Here is a 15,533-nt window from a genome sequence, read left to right on the forward strand (position 1 = left end):
GACACACTTCCCTGCTTCTGCTGGTGCTGCGGGCCTGGCGTCCGTTCGGGCCCATGCGTCGTTTGTACAAGGAGTCAACCCCGCTCGACCAGGCTCTTCGCAAGATCTGCTGTGCCCGTATCTGCCCGTTTCGCCTCAGCCGTCGCCGCTGGTCGGGCGCCATCGACCCGGAATCGCGGTGGGCGTCACTGCCCGCTTTGCACCCGGCGGGCGTCCGAACCATGCCCGCGGGCGGACACTTGAGCAGCGGCGCACTGCGGCCGACCCGGAATGCCGACCCTTCGCCGACCTGTCGCTGCCGCGTCGCCGGCCGGGGGTGCCGACCCGTGGCCGACCCGGAATGCGGAACAATCCGGAGGGCTTGAGGATCAATGAATGGCTGGCTCCGCCCGTACGTATGCGTGGGGGCGGAGATGGATTTTCCGACGGACATCCAGGAGCACACGTATGAGTGGAACAGCCCAGATCGGTGTCACGGGACTCGCGGTGATGGGCCGCAATCTCGCCCGTAACTTCGCCCGCAACGGCTTCACGGTCGCCGTGCACAACCGCACGGCGGCCCGGACGCGGGCGCTGGTCGAGGAGTTCGGTCACGAGGGCACGTTCGTGCCCGCCGAGTCGGCCGAGGAGTTCGTCGCGGCCCTGGAGCGCCCGCGCCGCCTGATCATCATGGTCAAGGCGGGCGATCCGACCGACGCCGTGATCCAGGAGTTCGCACCGCTGCTGGAGGAGGGCGACGTCATCATCGACGGTGGCAACGCCCACTTCGCCGACACCCGGCGCCGTGAGAAGGAGCTGCGGGAGCGCGGCATCCACTTTGTGGGCGCGGGTATCTCGGGCGGCGAGGAGGGCGCGCTGCACGGGCCGAGCATCATGCCCGGCGGCTCGGCCGAGTCGTACGCCTCGCTCGCGCCGCTGCTGGAGAAGATCGCCGCCAAGGCTCCCGACGGCACGCCGACCGTCGCGCACATCGGCCCGGACGGCGCCGGCCACTTTGTGAAGATGGTGCACAACGGCATCGAGTACGCCGACATGCAGCTGATCGCCGAGGCGTACCACCTTCTCCGCGCGGTCGCCGGCTACTCCCCGGCCCAGATCGCGGAGACCTTCCGCACCTGGAACACCGGGCGTCTCGACTCGTATCTGATCGAGATCACGGCGGAGGTCCTGGCCCACACGGACGCGGCGACCGGTAAGCCCTTTGTCGACATCGTCGAGGACCAGGCCGAGCAGAAGGGCACGGGCCGCTGGACCGTGCAGATCGCCCTCGATCTGGGCGTGCCGGTCTCCGGCATCGCGGAGGCGGTCTTCGCCCGCTCGCTGTCGGGCCACGCGGAGTTGCGGGAGGCATCCCGCACGCTGCCCGGTCCGACGGCGCAGCCGCTGAGCGAGGCCGAGGCCGGTCGCTTCGCCGACCAGGTCGAGCAGGCGCTGTACGCGTCCAAGATCGTTTCGTACACGCAGGGCTTCCACCAGATCCAGGCAGGCAGCGACGCATACGACTGGGGCATCGACCTCGGCTCGGTGGCCGCGATCTGGCGGGCGGGCTGCATCATCAGGGCGGCGTTCCTGGACCGCATCCGCGGCGCGTACGACGCGCAGCGCGACCTGCCGAGCCTGCTGTCCGACAAGCAGTTCGCGGCGGAGATCGGCACGGCACAGGACGACTGGCGCGAGGTGATCGCGGCAGCCGCCCGGCAGGGCGTCCCCACGCCGGGCTTCTCGGCGGCCCTTGCGTACTACGACGCCCTGCGCGCCGAGCGGCTGCCCGCGGCGCTCACCCAGGGGCAGCGCGACTTCTTCGGCGCCCACACCTACCGGCGGACCGACCGCGAGGGTTCGTTCCACACCCTCTGGGGCGGCGACCGCTCGGAGGTCCGCACCGACTGATCATGATCCGGCCGGTCAGCTCGCCGGCCCCGGCTGGGGCTCCGGCTCCGGTACGGGGTCGGGGCCCGGCGGCCTCGGAATGGGGTCGGGCGCGGGTCCCGGCGGGGGCGACGGAGTGGGTACCGGTCCGGGCAGCGGCCCCGGATCGGGTCCCGGCGGTCCCGGCGTCGGGATCGACGAAGGCGGTACGGGCGGATGGGTCATGCCTGACCTCCAGACGTTCAAAGTCGTGCGTTCCCAATGTCTCGCCCCGCGGGTGCCCACGCGCGCCGGGGTCTACGCCTCATGATCCGGACTGAGTGGCCCGAGCGGCGGCTCGCAGCCCGGCCCTGGGGCTGGAAAGGACGGGGACAGGCGTTCGCGTACGGTCTGCCGCATCCGTCATCGACGCCTGCGCCAGCACGATGACATCCGCGTCGCGAACCGCGTCGACCGCGGCCGCGACCACATCCAGATAGCCCTCGCGGTCCCCCGCCTCAAAGCGCTCCCAGGCGCCCTCGACATGCTGGGTGCGCAGCTCGACGGCACGGCCCGCCGCTTCCTCGCGGATCAGCGCGACGGTCGGCTCCAGGGTGCTGCGCACGGTCGCCACCACCACGATCCGGTCCGCCGCGGCGGCCGTGGCGGCCATCGGCCGGTCGACCCGGAGCACCGGCACGCCCAGGCTTTCGGCGCAGGCCTCGGCGACGCCGCCGATCGTGGAACAGGTGCACAGGACGACGCTCGCACCCTCGGCGACGGCACTGGTCAGTACCGTCGCGACGGCGGGCGCGACCGCTGCCGGACCCTCTTGGCCGGCCCGGATGAGCAGGTCCTCGTGGACGAGGTGGCGCAGTTCAAGACCTGGGTGGTCCTGATCCCGCAGGGCCTCGAAGACGGGGATGTGGGCGGGTGAGGTGTGCAGCAGCGCCAGCATGGCCCGAAGGCTAGGCCATGTCCCGGCGTGGCCTGATGGCGCGGCCGCGATCACCAGAGCTGCGGGTTCGCCCTCAGCTGTGCCTCCGCCGCCGCGACCAGCTCGGCCGGTGGCTCAGGAGCCTCGTCGGGATGCCGCTGGGCCCACTTGGCCGCGTACGGACACAGCGGCACGACGGGGACGCCCTCGCGTGCCGCCATCTCGTAGAACTCCCGCACCAGCGCGCCCGCGATGCCCTGGCCCTCGTACTCCGGCCCCACCACGGTGTGCACAGCCACCAGGGCGGCCGGAGTCGCGTCTAGGGTGAAGTAGACAATGTGGCCGGCCGGCTGACCGTCCGCGTACGCCTGGAGAAGCCCCTTCGGCCGGTTGTCGCGGATCTCGCGTGCTGCCATGGCGGCTATCTCCTTCGGGGCGCTGGGCGGGTCACACGACGGCGTGCGGACTGCGTTGCGTATCGCCGCCGGGTACGGGCGCGGAGGCGTCCGAGCCGAGCGCGACGATCCTGTTCTGCGCGTCGACATGGACGACACTCGGCACCAGTGTGCGCGCCTCCGCGTCATCGACCTGGGCATAGCTGATCAGGATCACCAGGTCGCCGGGGTGCACCAGGTGGGCGGCCGCGCCGTTGATGCCGATGACGCCGGAGCCGCGCTCGCCCTCGATGACGTACGTTTCCAGCCGGGCGCCGTTGGTGATGTCGACGATGTGGACGAGTTCGCCGGGAAGCAGATCGGCGGCCTCCATCAGCGCGGCGTCGACGGTGACGGATCCGACGTAGTGCAGATCGGCCTGGGTGACGGTGGCCCGGTGGATCTTGGACTTGAACATGGTGCGCAACATCGAAGCACTCCCGGATCTTGGCTCTCGGCCTGCGTTCTTGCAGGTCAGAGGCTGTTTTCACGCCCTACTGTCTGTCGCATCCTCGGGCAGCCACGGTGATGTTCTTCACGGCTCATGCTGACCGACTGCTGATTCCCTGCGCAGCGTCAGGCAGATGCAGAGGCGCTGTTGGCAGCCTTCCACCCCGCCGTACGCGGACCGCACCAGCTTACGCAACCGCTCTCCCTGCCGGGAGCCGGGACTGGACGCAAGGCCGCCTCACCAGAGGCGGGCCGCAGCCGCGAGTGCTGAGGAGCCAGTTGGGTGCAACCGGTGCGCCGACCCGTGGAACACCCTGGCGAGCCTGTTTGTCAGCAACCGCCCACGTCTATGGATTGTGTTGCTAATTCGGTCGATGCCTTGCTGTCCGAGTCTTGGCCCCAGAAGTCGTCCGAGTCGGGCAGAACGGCGGTTGCAGAAGACATACGGCAACAAACGATCACTGCCCAAGCGCCTTCTGAAGGAGTCGAACACGATGCCCACACGTTCGCGACGGCGTGTCGCGCTCGCCGCCACCACCGCAGCGCTGATTGCCGCTGCTCCGTTGGTGTTTGCCGAGCCGGCCTTCGCCCAGTACCCACCATGTCCTCCCCTTCAGGTCAGCGATGACACCGTGGCCCCTGGTGATGAGCTCACCTTCTCCGCGACCTGCTTCGAGCCGGAGGAGGAGGTTGACGCCAACCTCGTCCCCGATGGTGCTGCCACCACCCAAGGGGGCGCATCAACGGCCGCACTCAGGACATCGCCGTCGTTCGTGCAGCCCATCGCGGCGCCGACGGCGGAGGGCGGCCACGGGGGCGGAGACGGCGGCGGCGACCGGGGCACGGTGTACCTCGGCACCTACACCGCCTACGCCAACGGCGGTGTGGACGGCACGGTGACCATCCCAGAGCACACTCGACCCGGCCACTACCGCTTCACGCTCGAAGGCGAGTCATCCGGAATTACGCAGTCCGCGCCGCTGACTGTGACCGGCGACGGCAACGGACGGCCCGGCGACGGGGACGGCCACGGACGGCCCGGCCACGGGGACGACCACGGACGCCCCGGCCACGGACACCACCCCGGCTCAGGCCATGGCAACGGATCCGGTCATGACCCCGACCCCTCGGAGCTTGCGACGACCGGTTCCTCGGACGCAACGGTGGCGCTGCTCAGCGCGGCGGGCGGCCTGGTGCTTCTCGGTGGCGGATCACTGGTGATCGTCAGGCGGCGGCGCAGTCACACTGAACGCGGCTGAGCGGCCGGCGGATGACGTGGATGACCCGCAAACTCCGGGACAGCGCGGTTGTGTCCCACTTCACCGGCCTGGTGCGACGGAATCACCGTCGCACCAGGCCGCTGATGTGGGCAACGGCAGCCACTCTCCTCGCCGGTTCGTGCTGGGTGGTGGTCACAGGCCTGTATGCCCGTAGCGAGCTGCTCGCGGCCCAAGGCGACCTGGAAACGCTGCGGAACGCGGCTACAGCGCCACCCTCGTCGGTCTCGACGACGGGGGACGCCACGGGCCGCCGGGCGCGCGCCGAAGCAGTGGCCCGGTCCGCTGCGGCACACGCGGACCGGGCGCATCGACTCACCACCGGACCTGCATGGTCCGTGGCCGCATCTCTGCCGGTCCTCGGAGGCCCGCTCGAGACAGTCCGTGGTACGGCCAAGGTCGTCGACCGGCTGACCGGCGAGGTTCTGCCTGCCGTCGTACGCACCGCCGGCAACCTCACCGACGCCGCAGGCGCCGATGGCGGCCACCTGGACCTCTCCGAACTGCGCAGAGCCGCCCCGGCTCTCGAGCGCGCCTCCCGTGAGGTGGCCGCGACTCGTGCGGAGGCCCGCAAGCTGCCCAGCCGCACCTGGCTGCCCGCCGTGGACCGGGTCCGGGACCAACTCGTCATCCGACTGGACCGGATGGCGCCCGCTGTGGAGAACGCCGCCACCGGCGCCCGTCTTCTGCCGGCGATGCTGGGGGCAGAAGGTCCGCGGCGTTACTTCGTAGTGTTCCAGAACCCCGCGGAGTCGCGTGGAACCGGGGGAATGCCTGGTGCTCATGCCACGCTGACAGCCGACCGGGGCAAGTTCGCCTTGACGCAGTTCGGACACGATACCGAAATGCTGGACCCTCGCCCCAAGGTGGACCTCGGTGCCGAGTTCGCCGCCATGTACGCGCACTACGACGCGGTGGACACGTGGCCCAACTCCAATATGAGCCCGCACTTCCCCTACGCCGCGCGTATCTGGTCGGCCACCTGGCTCGACAAGAGCCGTGAGCGTGTCGACGGCGTGCTCTCCCTGGATCCGGGCGCCCTGGCCCGGCTGCTCGCCGCGTCCGGGCCCACGCGCACGACCGCCGGCACGGTCGTCGCCGCGGACAACGTGGTGGATCTCAGCGAGCGCACCAACTACATGACGTATCCGGACCCGCACAAACGCAAGGCTTTCCTGCTGGACGTGGCCCGCGCCGCTGCCGGGCAGTTGCTGACGGCCGCCGACGATCCCCAGCGGCGGCCTGCGCTTCTCCTCGGCCTGTATGAGGTGCTGAGCAACGGGCAGATGAAGGTCTGGAGCGCCCACGGCGACGAGCAGCGGGAGCTGGAATCACGCCCGGTCGGCGGGTCCTTGCCGCAGAGTCCGGAGCCCTATGCCGGGCTGGTGGTCAACAATGCCGCCGGCACCAAGCTGGACTACTACCTCGACCGCACCCTGGACTGGTACACCGGCCGCTGCACCGCCATCGGCCGCGAGGTCACCGTCAAGGCGGTCCTCGCCAACCGTGCACCGTCCTCAGGACTTCCCACGTATGTCACCGACCGTCTGGACAAGCCCCCGTACGCAACGCACAGGGGTGACAATCGCCTCCTCGTCTCCTACTACGCGACCGCCGGGGCGAAACTGACCAAGGTGACCGTCGACGGGCACACGGCTCTCATGACACCGGGCGTCGAGCGCGGACATCCGGTGTACACGCTCGACGTTGAGCTACCTGCAGGCAGCAGCCGCACGGTGATGCTCCACCTGCTGGAGCCTCGCTCCGACCGCGCACCCACCGTGCTGAACCAGCAACTCCCGCGCCCGCTGCAGGCGACGGTTCACCCGCCCTCTGAGTGCCACGGAGATTCCGCCGGTCCGGATCGAGGGCGGAGCCGGTGACCGGCGCTGCTCGCCCAGCGAGTCGAGGAATGGTATTGAGCCGCGCTAGGGCAGTATCACTTTTCGGGTCATGACGTGAATACGGAGTATCCGGCCGTGTGGCGCCATAAGGGTCAAGCTCATCAGTCCCCACGCGGTTGCTGCACAACAAACAGTCAACCGCCGCAAACGAGCTGAGGGATGGTCCGGAACCTGCCATTCGGTGTCCCAGCCCGAGGCGCCGCTACCGGAATGGAGCAGACAATTGCCCACGACAGTCCATGGCATGGTCAAGATGGCCTGGGAACACCCTGCCAACCGCGGGCGCCGAGCTCAGGCTCTTGCTTCCATGGCCGGGTGGCAGATCTGGAAGCGACTGGTCGGACGTCCACTAGACCTGTCGGTGTACGGAAACATGTCGTTCCGGGCCTACCGCAACAGTACGCAGCCGGGCCGTTTCATCTACTTCGGTGGGCTCCCGGACTACGAAGAGATGACGTTTATGAAGCGCTTTTTGCGACCAGGGGACGGCTTCATCGACGGCGGCGCCAACGAGGGAATGTTCACTCTGCTCGCGGCCCAGCTCGTGGGGCCGAGCGGGGCTGTGCACGCGTTCGAGGCTGTGCCCGAGTTCGCGAAACGACTGCGGGAAAACGTCGACGCCAATTCGCTGGAATGCGTGACCGTTCACAATATGGCAATCGGGTCTGAGCCGGGCAGGGTGTCGTTCGCCCTCAGAGGCGAGGGCTCCCGTATCCAGACGACCGCGGACCAGGGCACCAGCATGAAGGTGAGGCTCGGCCGCCTTGACGACACCCTGCCGGAGCGGACTTTCGCGATGGGCAAACTCGATGTCGAGGGCTCGGAACATCATGCGCTCACCGGCGCCGCACGGTTGATCGCCCGAGGCCAGCCGGCCGTGTGGATGCTGGAGCTCGTCGACAAGTTCCTTCAGCGCTTCGGGTCCTCTGTCCGTCAGACCCGGGAATGGCTCAATGACAACGGCTACGACATGGTGCTCTACGACCCGGACAGCAACAAGCTGGTGCCGGCACCGGACCCGTTCCGTCCGACCCCCGACGTTCTCGCTGTGAGCCGCCAACGCCGACAGGAGGTAGAGGCGCGCCTTGCGGGTGCATGGTGACGCGGAGGAGGACGGCCCCGCATCACGGCCTGTCCGCGGCGACCGGTCACGGACGAGCTGCCAAGATCTCGTGGTTCATCACGCGGTGACGCGCACGTGGCGCGGCTCGTACTTTTCTGAGACACAGCGGGGCTGACCGCGGGCGGCGCAATGTGTCGCGATGCGGCGCTGATGTTCGGTCAACCTTCCACGCCGCGGCGGCCGCCGACGGCACCCGTGCGGGCCCGCAGTTGAGATGGAACATGGGATGGAGCAGACACTGCGATGCACATTCTGCGGCTGAGCTACCGAGTCCCCCCCATGCCGGGTGGACTGGAACGCCATGTCGAATGCCTGACGCGCGAACAGGTGGGCCTCGGGCACCGGATCACCATGGTCTTCCGGCACGGAACGGCGGTGCCGACCGGGGCCACACAATTGTCCCTGCGCCCAGCCGCCCGGTCACGGGTGCTGGCCCCGCTGTCCGACAGGGCCGCGTTCGCGGCGCAGGCCGCCGCGACGCTCCGGCATCTGTGCCTGGGTACGCATTCACACGACGTGGACGTACTGCATCTGCACGGTGACCATGTCGAGGCCACGTGGCTGGGTCCCGTGTGCCGACGTCTCGGCATCCCGCTGCTCCTGACCGTCCACGGGAGACTCGCCGATCGACGACAGCGACTGGCCCGATCTGCGTTCCGGCACGTGGACGCCTTCATCGCACTGGGGTCGGGTACCGCGGCCGACCTCGTGGCGCGCGGGGTGAGTGAACGACGCATCCTCACCATGTCCAGTGGCCTTGAGCTGTCCCGTATGCCGTCCGCCCCTGATGCCCGCGATCGTGAATGCGGCTTGATCGTCAGCGTCGGTGCACTGGACCCGGTGAAGAACCACAGCCTGCTCATCGATGCCTTCCACGAACTGGCCCGCAGCAGGCCAGGGCTGCGCCTGGTGATTGCGGGCGACGGCCCGGAGCGGGACCGGCTGAGCAGACTCGCGGGGCAAGGCCCGGGAGTGGAACTGGCCGGTCCGCTGTCCCGGCAGGAGGTCTACCAACTGCTCCGCCGGGCCGAGGTGTTCGTTATGGCTTCGCGCCGACTCCCCGGAAAGGGCGAGGGCGTACCCACGGCGGCACTGGAGGCGCTGGCCCTGGGCACGCCCGTCGTCGTGTCGTCGGAAACCTTGCTCGATCCGGTGGTCACCGACCGTGAGGCCTGCCGGGTCTTCCGGTCTGAATCGAAACCCGATTTGGTACGGGTGCTGGGAGGCGTGCTCGACGACGAATGCGTCCGGAACAGAATGAGCGAACTCGGTCTGCGTGCGTCCGCGGTGCTGGACTGGCCTCTGATCGCAAAGCGAGTCGATGATTGGTACCAAGTGGCGCTCGACCACCGGCATGCCACGATACGGGCGCGGCTCACGGGTGCGATGTGACTCCGAGTCGGAATCTGGACGTTGGAGCGGCCAAACCCGGCCGGGGCAATCTCCTGGGCGTCCGGGACTTCCGAGTACACCCGATCCTGTCCCTTCGCAGGTGGTCGGGGGCCGGAGTCACTGCGCACCAACTCTCCGAAAGAGGTCGGCCAGGGCGTCAATGTTGGTGTCGAAGCCGTAGGCCGCAAGGACGAACCGGCGTACCGAAGCCAGCTGTTCGGCGCTGGGCGGGGATGCCAGCACTTGACGTACCCCTGCGGCGATCGATGCGGCATCGGGCGCCACCACGGTCACGCTGTCCCAGTCCGCCGCCGCTGTCGGAATCCCGCCGACCGAGGTGGCGACGACTGGCACTCCTGCTGCTGTGGCCTCCAGCAGAGTCCTGGGCAGTCCTTCGTCCCTCGAGGAGATGACGAAGAGATCGGCGCAGGACAACTCCGATCGGACCTCGTCCACGCCCGCTGCGCCGAGGAACTCCACATGGTCCGCCAGCCCCAGCCGGTCGGCCTGGTCGGCGAGACCGGCCCGCAGCGGCCCGTCTCCCACGATGCGCAGCCGAAGCGCGGGCAGCGTTGGGACGAGCTCGGCCATGGCTGCTAGCAGCAGGTCGTAGCCCTTCGACGACACGAGCCGACCAACCGTCAGAAGGTGGGGTGACTCGGCGGCCAGCGGCGGCCGGGCGCGCTCGAGCGGTTGCTCCCAGACCGGCATCAATCGCGGCGGGACCAGGACCGAAGAAACTCCGTGCCTGTCCAGCGCATCAAGCATCGACTGGGCGACCACTCTGCACGCGGTGGCTCGTCGGGCGAAGAAGAAGACGGCGCGCCGCAGTACCGCGCGGCGCCAGCGGCCCAGCGAGGCGACCGGAAGTGCGAGCAGGTCCCCGTGGATGTCCATAAGCCATGGGCGCCGGACCAGGCGGGCAATGACCCACGCGGACAGCCACCCCCATGGTTCCGCGCCGTTGACAACAACGACCTCGCCCTTACGCACGGCGGACCGCGCGAGGCGCACGCCGATGCGCACCGAGCCGACCGCCCAGAGCAGTGATCGCGGACCGGTGCGGCGCGGCCGCCGGAGGACGTCCATCGCTCCCCGTCGGCACTCCAGTTGAGGCCCTGCCCAGACGCACCGGGTGCGACCGAGACGGTCTGCCAGCGCCGTCCAGGTGCGGAAGTCCGCGGAGTCGTCGACGTCGGCCTGCCGATGGCCCGAAACGGTCACGACCGTGAGCTGGGACGGGTTCGTGACAGCGGCTGCGGGCGCCTGGTGGGTGGTCATGAGGCACTGAGCCGGTAGGTGGACAACAGAGGCGGAAGCTCGGCGGGGGCGAGGCGAGACCAGGCGTCGATGGCTGAGAGGCAGGGTACGAAGGGATCGGCGCCCTGGTCGTAGGCCGGGTGCTCGTAGTCGAAGAACCGCACCGCGATCCCCTGCTCGGCAAAGGCGTCCAGGTCCAGGTAGTCACGTCCGGAAGGGCCCGCGAGGTACTCGTCGGCGCCCACTGCCCTGCACAGATTGACGATCAGTTCACCCTTGGCGCCGGTGACGTCGAGCTCGGAGGAACGGACCGTCGGCACCTTCACGTCGAACTGCGACAGCAGCCAGTCCGCGATGTCGAGGTTGAGGGCATCCAGAGAACTGCCGGGATCGGCCGAATCGATCGCCGACAGCACAGGGTCGATCCGGTCGGCGCTCCGGCTTCCCGACACCGCCTGTGTCAGGCGTCCCCGATAGCGCCGGCGCCAGGAGGGCACGTCACCAACCCGCACATCCCGGATCCGGGTCCCGAAGGGGGCGTTCACGGGGACTGTCAGCCAGGTGGGGCGGCCGTTCACGAGGACCCGGTTGCGATTCTGGAAGTAGTTCTTCCGGTACGGTACCGAGTCGAGAACGATCCACAGCTCTGACGCGGCGACCTTGGACAGGAGGCCGAGCCAGGGCAGGTGTTCGGGCTGGTGAATCGTGACCCTCACGCGACTACTCCTTCCAGCCGTGACACCTCAAACGCCTCCCCGTACCGGGGGAGGCATCTCGTAGCAGCGATAATCGGATTGCTGCAGAGCATCACGTCTTCCTCTCGGGGAACACCCGCGGACAGGGAGCGGCGTCGGTCACGAGGGCAGCACTGCCGTCCGGCGCGGGGCCGGTGATGCGAAACCCACTCGTTCGCACAGAGCGAGTGCTGGCCGGTTACGCAGACCACAGGTGCGCTGGCCGTTCCGGGTCGGCAAATCAGCGTTGCATGGCGAAGCACGACTACCGCACTGACGAGCCGCTGCCGGCGGCGTGTGCACCCCGATGGCGGACAACCTGTACGGCGGAGTGAAGGACCCGCCGAACCGCTGCCGCTGACACCGGCACATACCCAGACTGGCGCGGCGTGTCTCCACTGCACGAACTTTCCCAAACGATACATATGGATGAGGAATTCGGCTTTGAAACTCTGACGTTGGCGATGTGCGCCCAGTGAGCGCCGACAAGCGTGCCGAAGTCGCCTCGTCATGGACGAGTGGACACTCAGTAATTCTTGCGAAGGCGGACTGAACATGGACGTCATGGTGCTCGACCGCGAGGCGGTTGCGCCGAAGGTGAGCGGTGTTGTCCGGGCGTACCCGTCCATCTGGCGTGGGACCGTGGTCGACATCGGCTGCAGGACACGAGATCTCGAGAAGGCACTGGCGCTCGAAGGGTACGAGGCGCGTTACATCGGCGTGGACGTAGACCCTCAGGCTGAGGTGGTCGCCGATCTCGGTAGGCGGCTCCCATTTGAGGACAAGTCCGTTGACGTCATCACCGCCCTCGATGTTCTGGAACACACGGATGACATTCACCACGCCTTCTCGGAGCTCTGCAGAGTTGCACGGGAGCACATCGTTATCACCCTCCCCAATTGCTACGAAGTGCGTATCCGCGTACGACACCTGCGCGGCAAGCCCATCTCGGGAAAGTACGGGCTTCCCATCCAACGGCCGAACGACCGGCACCGCTGGTTCTTCTCGCTGGACGAAGCGCGCACCTTTGTCGGCGAGGTCAGCCACAAGAATGGTTGGAAGGTGGCGGACGAGCGAGCACTTGTCGGCTCCAGGGTGGAACTTATTCGCTCCGCCGTGCACCGCTGGCCCAACCTTCTCTCCCCGACATACCTGGCACTACTGCGGCCGGTTGGGGGATGAGGTGCCCGACCACGCGACCGGTAAGCGGGGCTGACTGCCGTGACGTGGGCTCAAACTGCACGAGTATTGAGGCGGTGTCCACGAACCCGTCAGCGGGGGATGGAAACTGTCGGCCGATCTACTAGCCACTGACACCAGACGGCCCACGATGCGGTCATTTCGCACCGCGGAGGCAACCAATTGATGCCGATCCCGTCTTGGAAGACTCCCCTGACCATCGCCGGTGTAATGGCTTCGGTACCTCTTACCGCGCTGGCTGCTGCCAGCCCCGGCCATGCTCTCGTGATCCTCCTCCTCACAGGAGCAGCGCTCTTCGTCATCACTGCTGGGCCTGGACTGATCGTCCTGGTCACGACGATTGTCTCTGTGATCCATCCGACTGCGTGGCCAGAGTTGGGCGAGCTGTGGGGAGGCACGTTCCACTACGGGGATGCGGCGCTCGTGGTGGTCTGTTTTGCCGCACTGCTTCGGTGCACGTCTGCGCCTCGTGCACCTGTGTTGAAGGTCTTGACCGCGTTTCTCCTCTTCGGAGTGGCACGAAGTGCCACGGGGCATGGTCTCGAGAATACGCTGAGTTTCCTTCGAGTTATGGAGCCGGTCATCGCGGGGGCTGTGGTGAGCCTGTCATTGCCCCGAGAGTTCGACCTGTGGCGCTCGGCCCGTTGGGGATTGCTCGGAGCACTGGCCACAGTGCCCCTCTTCGGCAACACCGTCGACCGCTGGTACGGATTGCCCGGTGGTTCCAACGAGGTGGGATTGGTAGCCGCCGTATTGGTGATTATCGGTGCGGCGGAGTCGAACAAGATCGCCAGGACGCTGTTCGTCGCGAGTGGCCTGGTCGGGCTGTTCGGGGCACGAGGAATTGGGGCCTCAGTGGGCGCTTTGGCCGGGCTGGCCGTGCTTGCTCTTGGCCGGAGCAAGCGAGTGCAGAATTTGGGTGCACGGCGAGGCGTCAATCTTCTGGTCTTCGCCTGTGCGGTGGCAGCTGCTTTTCTGCTCATCCCGGTGGTCCGCCCGGACATGCAGCTGACTGTCCAGATCCACAAGCTGCAGGCTGATTCCTTCTGGGGTGCCTTCGAGGCGACGAACCAGATGGTGGGCGGTGGTTGGTCACAGGTGGACCCCACGGCACTCATGGACACGTACCGGTATACGCATCTAGAAGGCCTGCACAACGTGTACCTGGATATCGCTGTCTACCTGGGCATCATCGGATCGGGCATGTTCCTCATGCTGCTGTGGCACACGTGGCGTCCCCGCGACCTGGTAACACGCGCGGTTCTTGTCGCGACGGTCGTATGGTTCAACACCACTGGCGCCTTTCCCTGCGCAGGCTGGGGGGTTCTCGGTCTGGCGGTCGCGGCCTCGACGTGCCGGATCCCAGGCCTTGGACGGGGAAAGTCCACAGTTCCGACGCCACTTTCCCATCACCTTCAGCGTCGACCACCGTCGGCAGAAAATAGTCGCCAGCATGCACGGACATGACGCTGTACGCCGGGTCGATGCCGACGCTGCCGCTCTTCACCCAATCGGTTTGTGGACCTGCGCCGTCGGCACGCTCACGTGGGGCATGGTTGCGACGAGGACCCGCAGCACAAGAAACCAGCAGGCCGTGCTCAGCGCCAGCAGGCACAGGGAGCCCCACGCAAAGGCCAACGTCATGCGCGCCGGGCCTGCCCAGAGCTGAGTCACGGTGACGATCATTCCCACTTGGCAGACGCCCTCGGCGGCCACGAAGGCCAGCCGGACGCCGGGAAACCCCAGAGCCGTGGGCAGCACCTTGCCCCAGATCACCGTGCCGCGCAGCGCGGCGCCGGCCAGAAACACGACCGCAGCCGTCGACAGCAGCATGTACTCGGCGCCGTACACCAGGCCCAGGAGCAGACCGGTGAGAGGCGCCGCAACCAGCACGGCGAGCGCTCCGATCGCTCCGGTCAGCGCGCTGGAGCGCAGGGCGTCGCTCATCACGGCGGTACGGCGCCCATGTGCTCCGGCATGGGCCAGTCGCGGATAGAGCTGTGCCGCCACCGGGCTGACGAAGCTCACGAAGAAGCGGGCCATCGAGGTGGCCACCTTCAGGTACGTCACCAGCGCGGGCCCGCCGAGAAGTCCGGCGAGCAGTGAGACGCCGCTCTCCGAGCCCACCGAGACCGATCCGGTTACCGAGGTCTTCACCAGGAAGGGCACCAGGCCCGGCGGCGTCGCCATGGGGTCGGCGACCGGCGGACCGTATGCTGCGCGCAGCCATCGGCAGGCACCGGCGGTGAGCACGACCGTGGACACCAGCCCCGTGACCACGGTTGCGGCCAAGTAGCCGACCGGGCCAGCGGTCAGCAGAGCCGTCAGCGTCACCAGACAGCCGAAGACGGCGAGTACCACACGGAACGCGCCGAGCCGGGACAGCTCGTCGGCGAGAGCGAAGCCGGCCGAGGCGCTGCCCGAAGGAGTGGCCACGCCCGCGCCCAGCACGGCGGGCACGAGCAGCGTGAGCAGTTCGGTGGGGATCCATCCGATGACAGCGGCGACCACCGCCACCACAACGCCCACGAAGGTGGCCAGCAGTCCCACCGCGATGTCCAGCCGCAGAAGCCGGTGGTACAGCCGGGTCGCGCGGCCGGGGCCGCGCAGCCGCTCGGCCGGGACGAACCGCTGCTGTGCCTCCTCGAAGCGCGGATCCCACAGCAGGAACCAGACTGCTGCCACGGACTGGACGAAGAACACTTGACCCGCGTCCGTGACGCCGACCAGCCGGACCAGCGCGGCGGTGGTGGCGAACGAGAGCGCAGCCTCCACCTGGCCCGCGGCGGTGAGTGAGCCGAAGGTCCTCAGATGGCGTTGCCAGGGCCGGCGCTTTCCGTCCGGCGTGCAGCGGTCGCGCTTCGTGAAGTCCCTTGGGGACGTGGGCTGGTTCGCGGGCGATGACGGGACTCCGCTCACCTGCCGCTGCGACTCGTTCACAGTACCTCGACGAGCGCCGGACGCCTGAGGCGCA

13 protein-coding genes are annotated in these 15,533 nt (G+C 68.0%); 7 read left to right on the forward strand and 6 right to left on the reverse strand.

Annotated elements, in window-relative coordinates:
* The first annotated feature begins 447 nt into the window (after window positions 1-447).
* Window positions 448-1,890: an NADP-dependent phosphogluconate dehydrogenase gene (gndA, locus tag OG729_RS04920; protein ID WP_405804537.1), complete on the forward strand. Its 1,443-nt coding sequence runs from the start codon at window positions 448-450 to the stop codon at window positions 1,888-1,890.
* Window positions 1,891-2,173: 283 nt separating this feature from the next.
* Here gndA and OG729_RS04925 read toward each other — a convergent pair whose 3' ends face one another.
* Genes OG729_RS04925 through panD form a run of 3 tightly spaced genes read right to left on the reverse strand, consistent with a single transcriptional unit; the run spans window position 2,174 to window position 3,649 of the window.
* Window positions 2,174-2,806, reverse strand: a complete 633-nt coding sequence (locus OG729_RS04925; RefSeq protein WP_405804538.1) for an aspartate/glutamate racemase family protein — start codon at window positions 2,804-2,806, stop codon at window positions 2,174-2,176.
* Between the two features lie 50 nt (window positions 2,807-2,856).
* Window positions 2,857-3,210: a GNAT family N-acetyltransferase gene (locus tag OG729_RS04930; protein WP_405811049.1), complete on the reverse strand. Its 354-nt coding sequence runs from the start codon at window positions 3,208-3,210 to the stop codon at window positions 2,857-2,859.
* Between the two features lie 22 nt (window positions 3,211-3,232).
* Complete coding sequence (gene panD, locus OG729_RS04935; RefSeq protein ID WP_360865805.1) at window positions 3,233-3,649, reverse strand: aspartate 1-decarboxylase; 417 nt, start codon at window positions 3,647-3,649, stop codon at window positions 3,233-3,235.
* 514 nt (window positions 3,650-4,163) lie between these two features.
* Here panD and OG729_RS04940 point away from each other — a divergent pair.
* From OG729_RS04940 to OG729_RS04955, 4 genes are all read left to right on the forward strand, one after another.
* Window positions 4,164-4,928, forward strand: coding sequence for an LPXTG cell wall anchor domain-containing protein (locus tag OG729_RS04940; RefSeq protein WP_405804539.1), 765 nt, complete (start codon window positions 4,164-4,166; stop codon window positions 4,926-4,928).
* A gap of 20 nt (window positions 4,929-4,948) precedes the next feature.
* Window positions 4,949-6,829: a DUF4012 domain-containing protein gene (locus OG729_RS04945; protein ID WP_405804541.1), complete on the forward strand. Its 1,881-nt coding sequence runs from the start codon at window positions 4,949-4,951 to the stop codon at window positions 6,827-6,829.
* A 265-nt stretch (window positions 6,830-7,094) separates the two neighbouring features.
* Window positions 7,095-7,952: an FkbM family methyltransferase gene (locus OG729_RS04950; protein ID WP_405804543.1), complete on the forward strand. Its 858-nt coding sequence runs from the start codon at window positions 7,095-7,097 to the stop codon at window positions 7,950-7,952.
* A gap of 300 nt (window positions 7,953-8,252) precedes the next feature.
* The gene (locus OG729_RS04955; RefSeq protein WP_405804545.1) at window positions 8,253-9,365 is read left to right on the forward strand and encodes a glycosyltransferase family 4 protein; all 1,113 of its coding nucleotides are present in this window, start codon (window positions 8,253-8,255) and stop codon (window positions 9,363-9,365) included.
* A gap of 117 nt (window positions 9,366-9,482) precedes the next feature.
* On the opposite strand, the gene OG729_RS04960 is transcribed toward OG729_RS04955, so the two are convergent.
* Window positions 9,483-10,646, reverse strand: coding sequence for a glycosyltransferase (locus OG729_RS04960; RefSeq protein WP_405804547.1), 1,164 nt, complete (start codon window positions 10,644-10,646; stop codon window positions 9,483-9,485).
* Window positions 10,643-11,341 carry a WbqC family protein gene (locus OG729_RS04965; protein ID WP_360865819.1) on the reverse strand — a complete coding sequence of 233 codons (699 nt, stop codon included), beginning with the start codon at window positions 11,339-11,341 and terminating at the stop codon, window positions 10,643-10,645. Before OG729_RS04965 ends, OG729_RS04960 begins: the two co-directional genes overlap by 4 nt.
* A 573-nt stretch (window positions 11,342-11,914) precedes the next feature.
* Between OG729_RS04965 and OG729_RS04970 the strand changes: the two genes are divergently transcribed.
* Together OG729_RS04970 and OG729_RS04975 are read left to right on the forward strand one after the other, a co-directional pair.
* Window positions 11,915-12,541, forward strand: coding sequence for a class I SAM-dependent methyltransferase (locus OG729_RS04970; RefSeq protein ID WP_405804548.1), 627 nt, complete (start codon window positions 11,915-11,917; stop codon window positions 12,539-12,541).
* Window positions 12,542-12,724: 183 nt separating this feature from the next.
* Complete coding sequence (locus OG729_RS04975; protein ID WP_405804550.1) at window positions 12,725-14,026, forward strand: hypothetical protein; 1,302 nt, start codon at window positions 12,725-12,727, stop codon at window positions 14,024-14,026.
* 36 nt (window positions 14,027-14,062) lie between these two features.
* On the opposite strand, the gene OG729_RS04980 is transcribed toward OG729_RS04975, so the two are convergent.
* Window positions 14,063-15,499 (reverse strand): lipopolysaccharide biosynthesis protein, encoded by a 1,437-nt coding sequence (locus tag OG729_RS04980; protein WP_405804552.1) that lies wholly within the window; start codon window positions 15,497-15,499, stop codon window positions 14,063-14,065.
* Window positions 15,500-15,533: the final 34 nt, after the last annotated feature.

This window comes from Streptomyces sp. NBC_00210, from assembly GCF_045160975.1.
In the GTDB taxonomy this organism is placed as follows: domain Bacteria; phylum Actinomycetota; class Actinomycetes; order Streptomycetales; family Streptomycetaceae; genus Streptomyces.

What these genes read in the sequence shown, in the direction of transcription:
- OG729_RS04940 (WP_405804539.1), top strand. Translation starts at nt 4,164, where the DNA reads ATGCCCACACGTTCGCGACGGCGTGTCGCGCTCGCCGCCACCACCGCA.
- OG729_RS04960 (WP_405804547.1), bottom strand. Translation starts at nt 10,646, where the DNA reads ATGACCACCCACCAGGCGCCCGCAGCCGCTGTCACGAACCCGTCCCAG.
- OG729_RS04955 (WP_405804545.1), top strand. Translation starts at nt 8,253, where the DNA reads ATGCCGGGTGGACTGGAACGCCATGTCGAATGCCTGACGCGCGAACAG.
- panD (WP_360865805.1), bottom strand. Translation starts at nt 3,649, where the DNA reads ATGTTGCGCACCATGTTCAAGTCCAAGATCCACCGGGCCACCGTCACC.
- OG729_RS04970 (WP_405804548.1), top strand. Translation starts at nt 11,915, where the DNA reads ATGGACGTCATGGTGCTCGACCGCGAGGCGGTTGCGCCGAAGGTGAGC.
- OG729_RS04950 (WP_405804543.1), top strand. Translation starts at nt 7,095, where the DNA reads ATGGTCAAGATGGCCTGGGAACACCCTGCCAACCGCGGGCGCCGAGCT.
- OG729_RS04925 (WP_405804538.1), bottom strand. Translation starts at nt 2,806, where the DNA reads ATGCTGGCGCTGCTGCACACCTCACCCGCCCACATCCCCGTCTTCGAG.
- OG729_RS04945 (WP_405804541.1), top strand. Translation starts at nt 4,949, where the DNA reads ATGACCCGCAAACTCCGGGACAGCGCGGTTGTGTCCCACTTCACCGGC.
- gndA (WP_405804537.1), top strand. Translation starts at nt 448, where the DNA reads ATGAGTGGAACAGCCCAGATCGGTGTCACGGGACTCGCGGTGATGGGC.
- OG729_RS04975 (WP_405804550.1), top strand. Translation starts at nt 12,725, where the DNA reads ATGCCGATCCCGTCTTGGAAGACTCCCCTGACCATCGCCGGTGTAATG.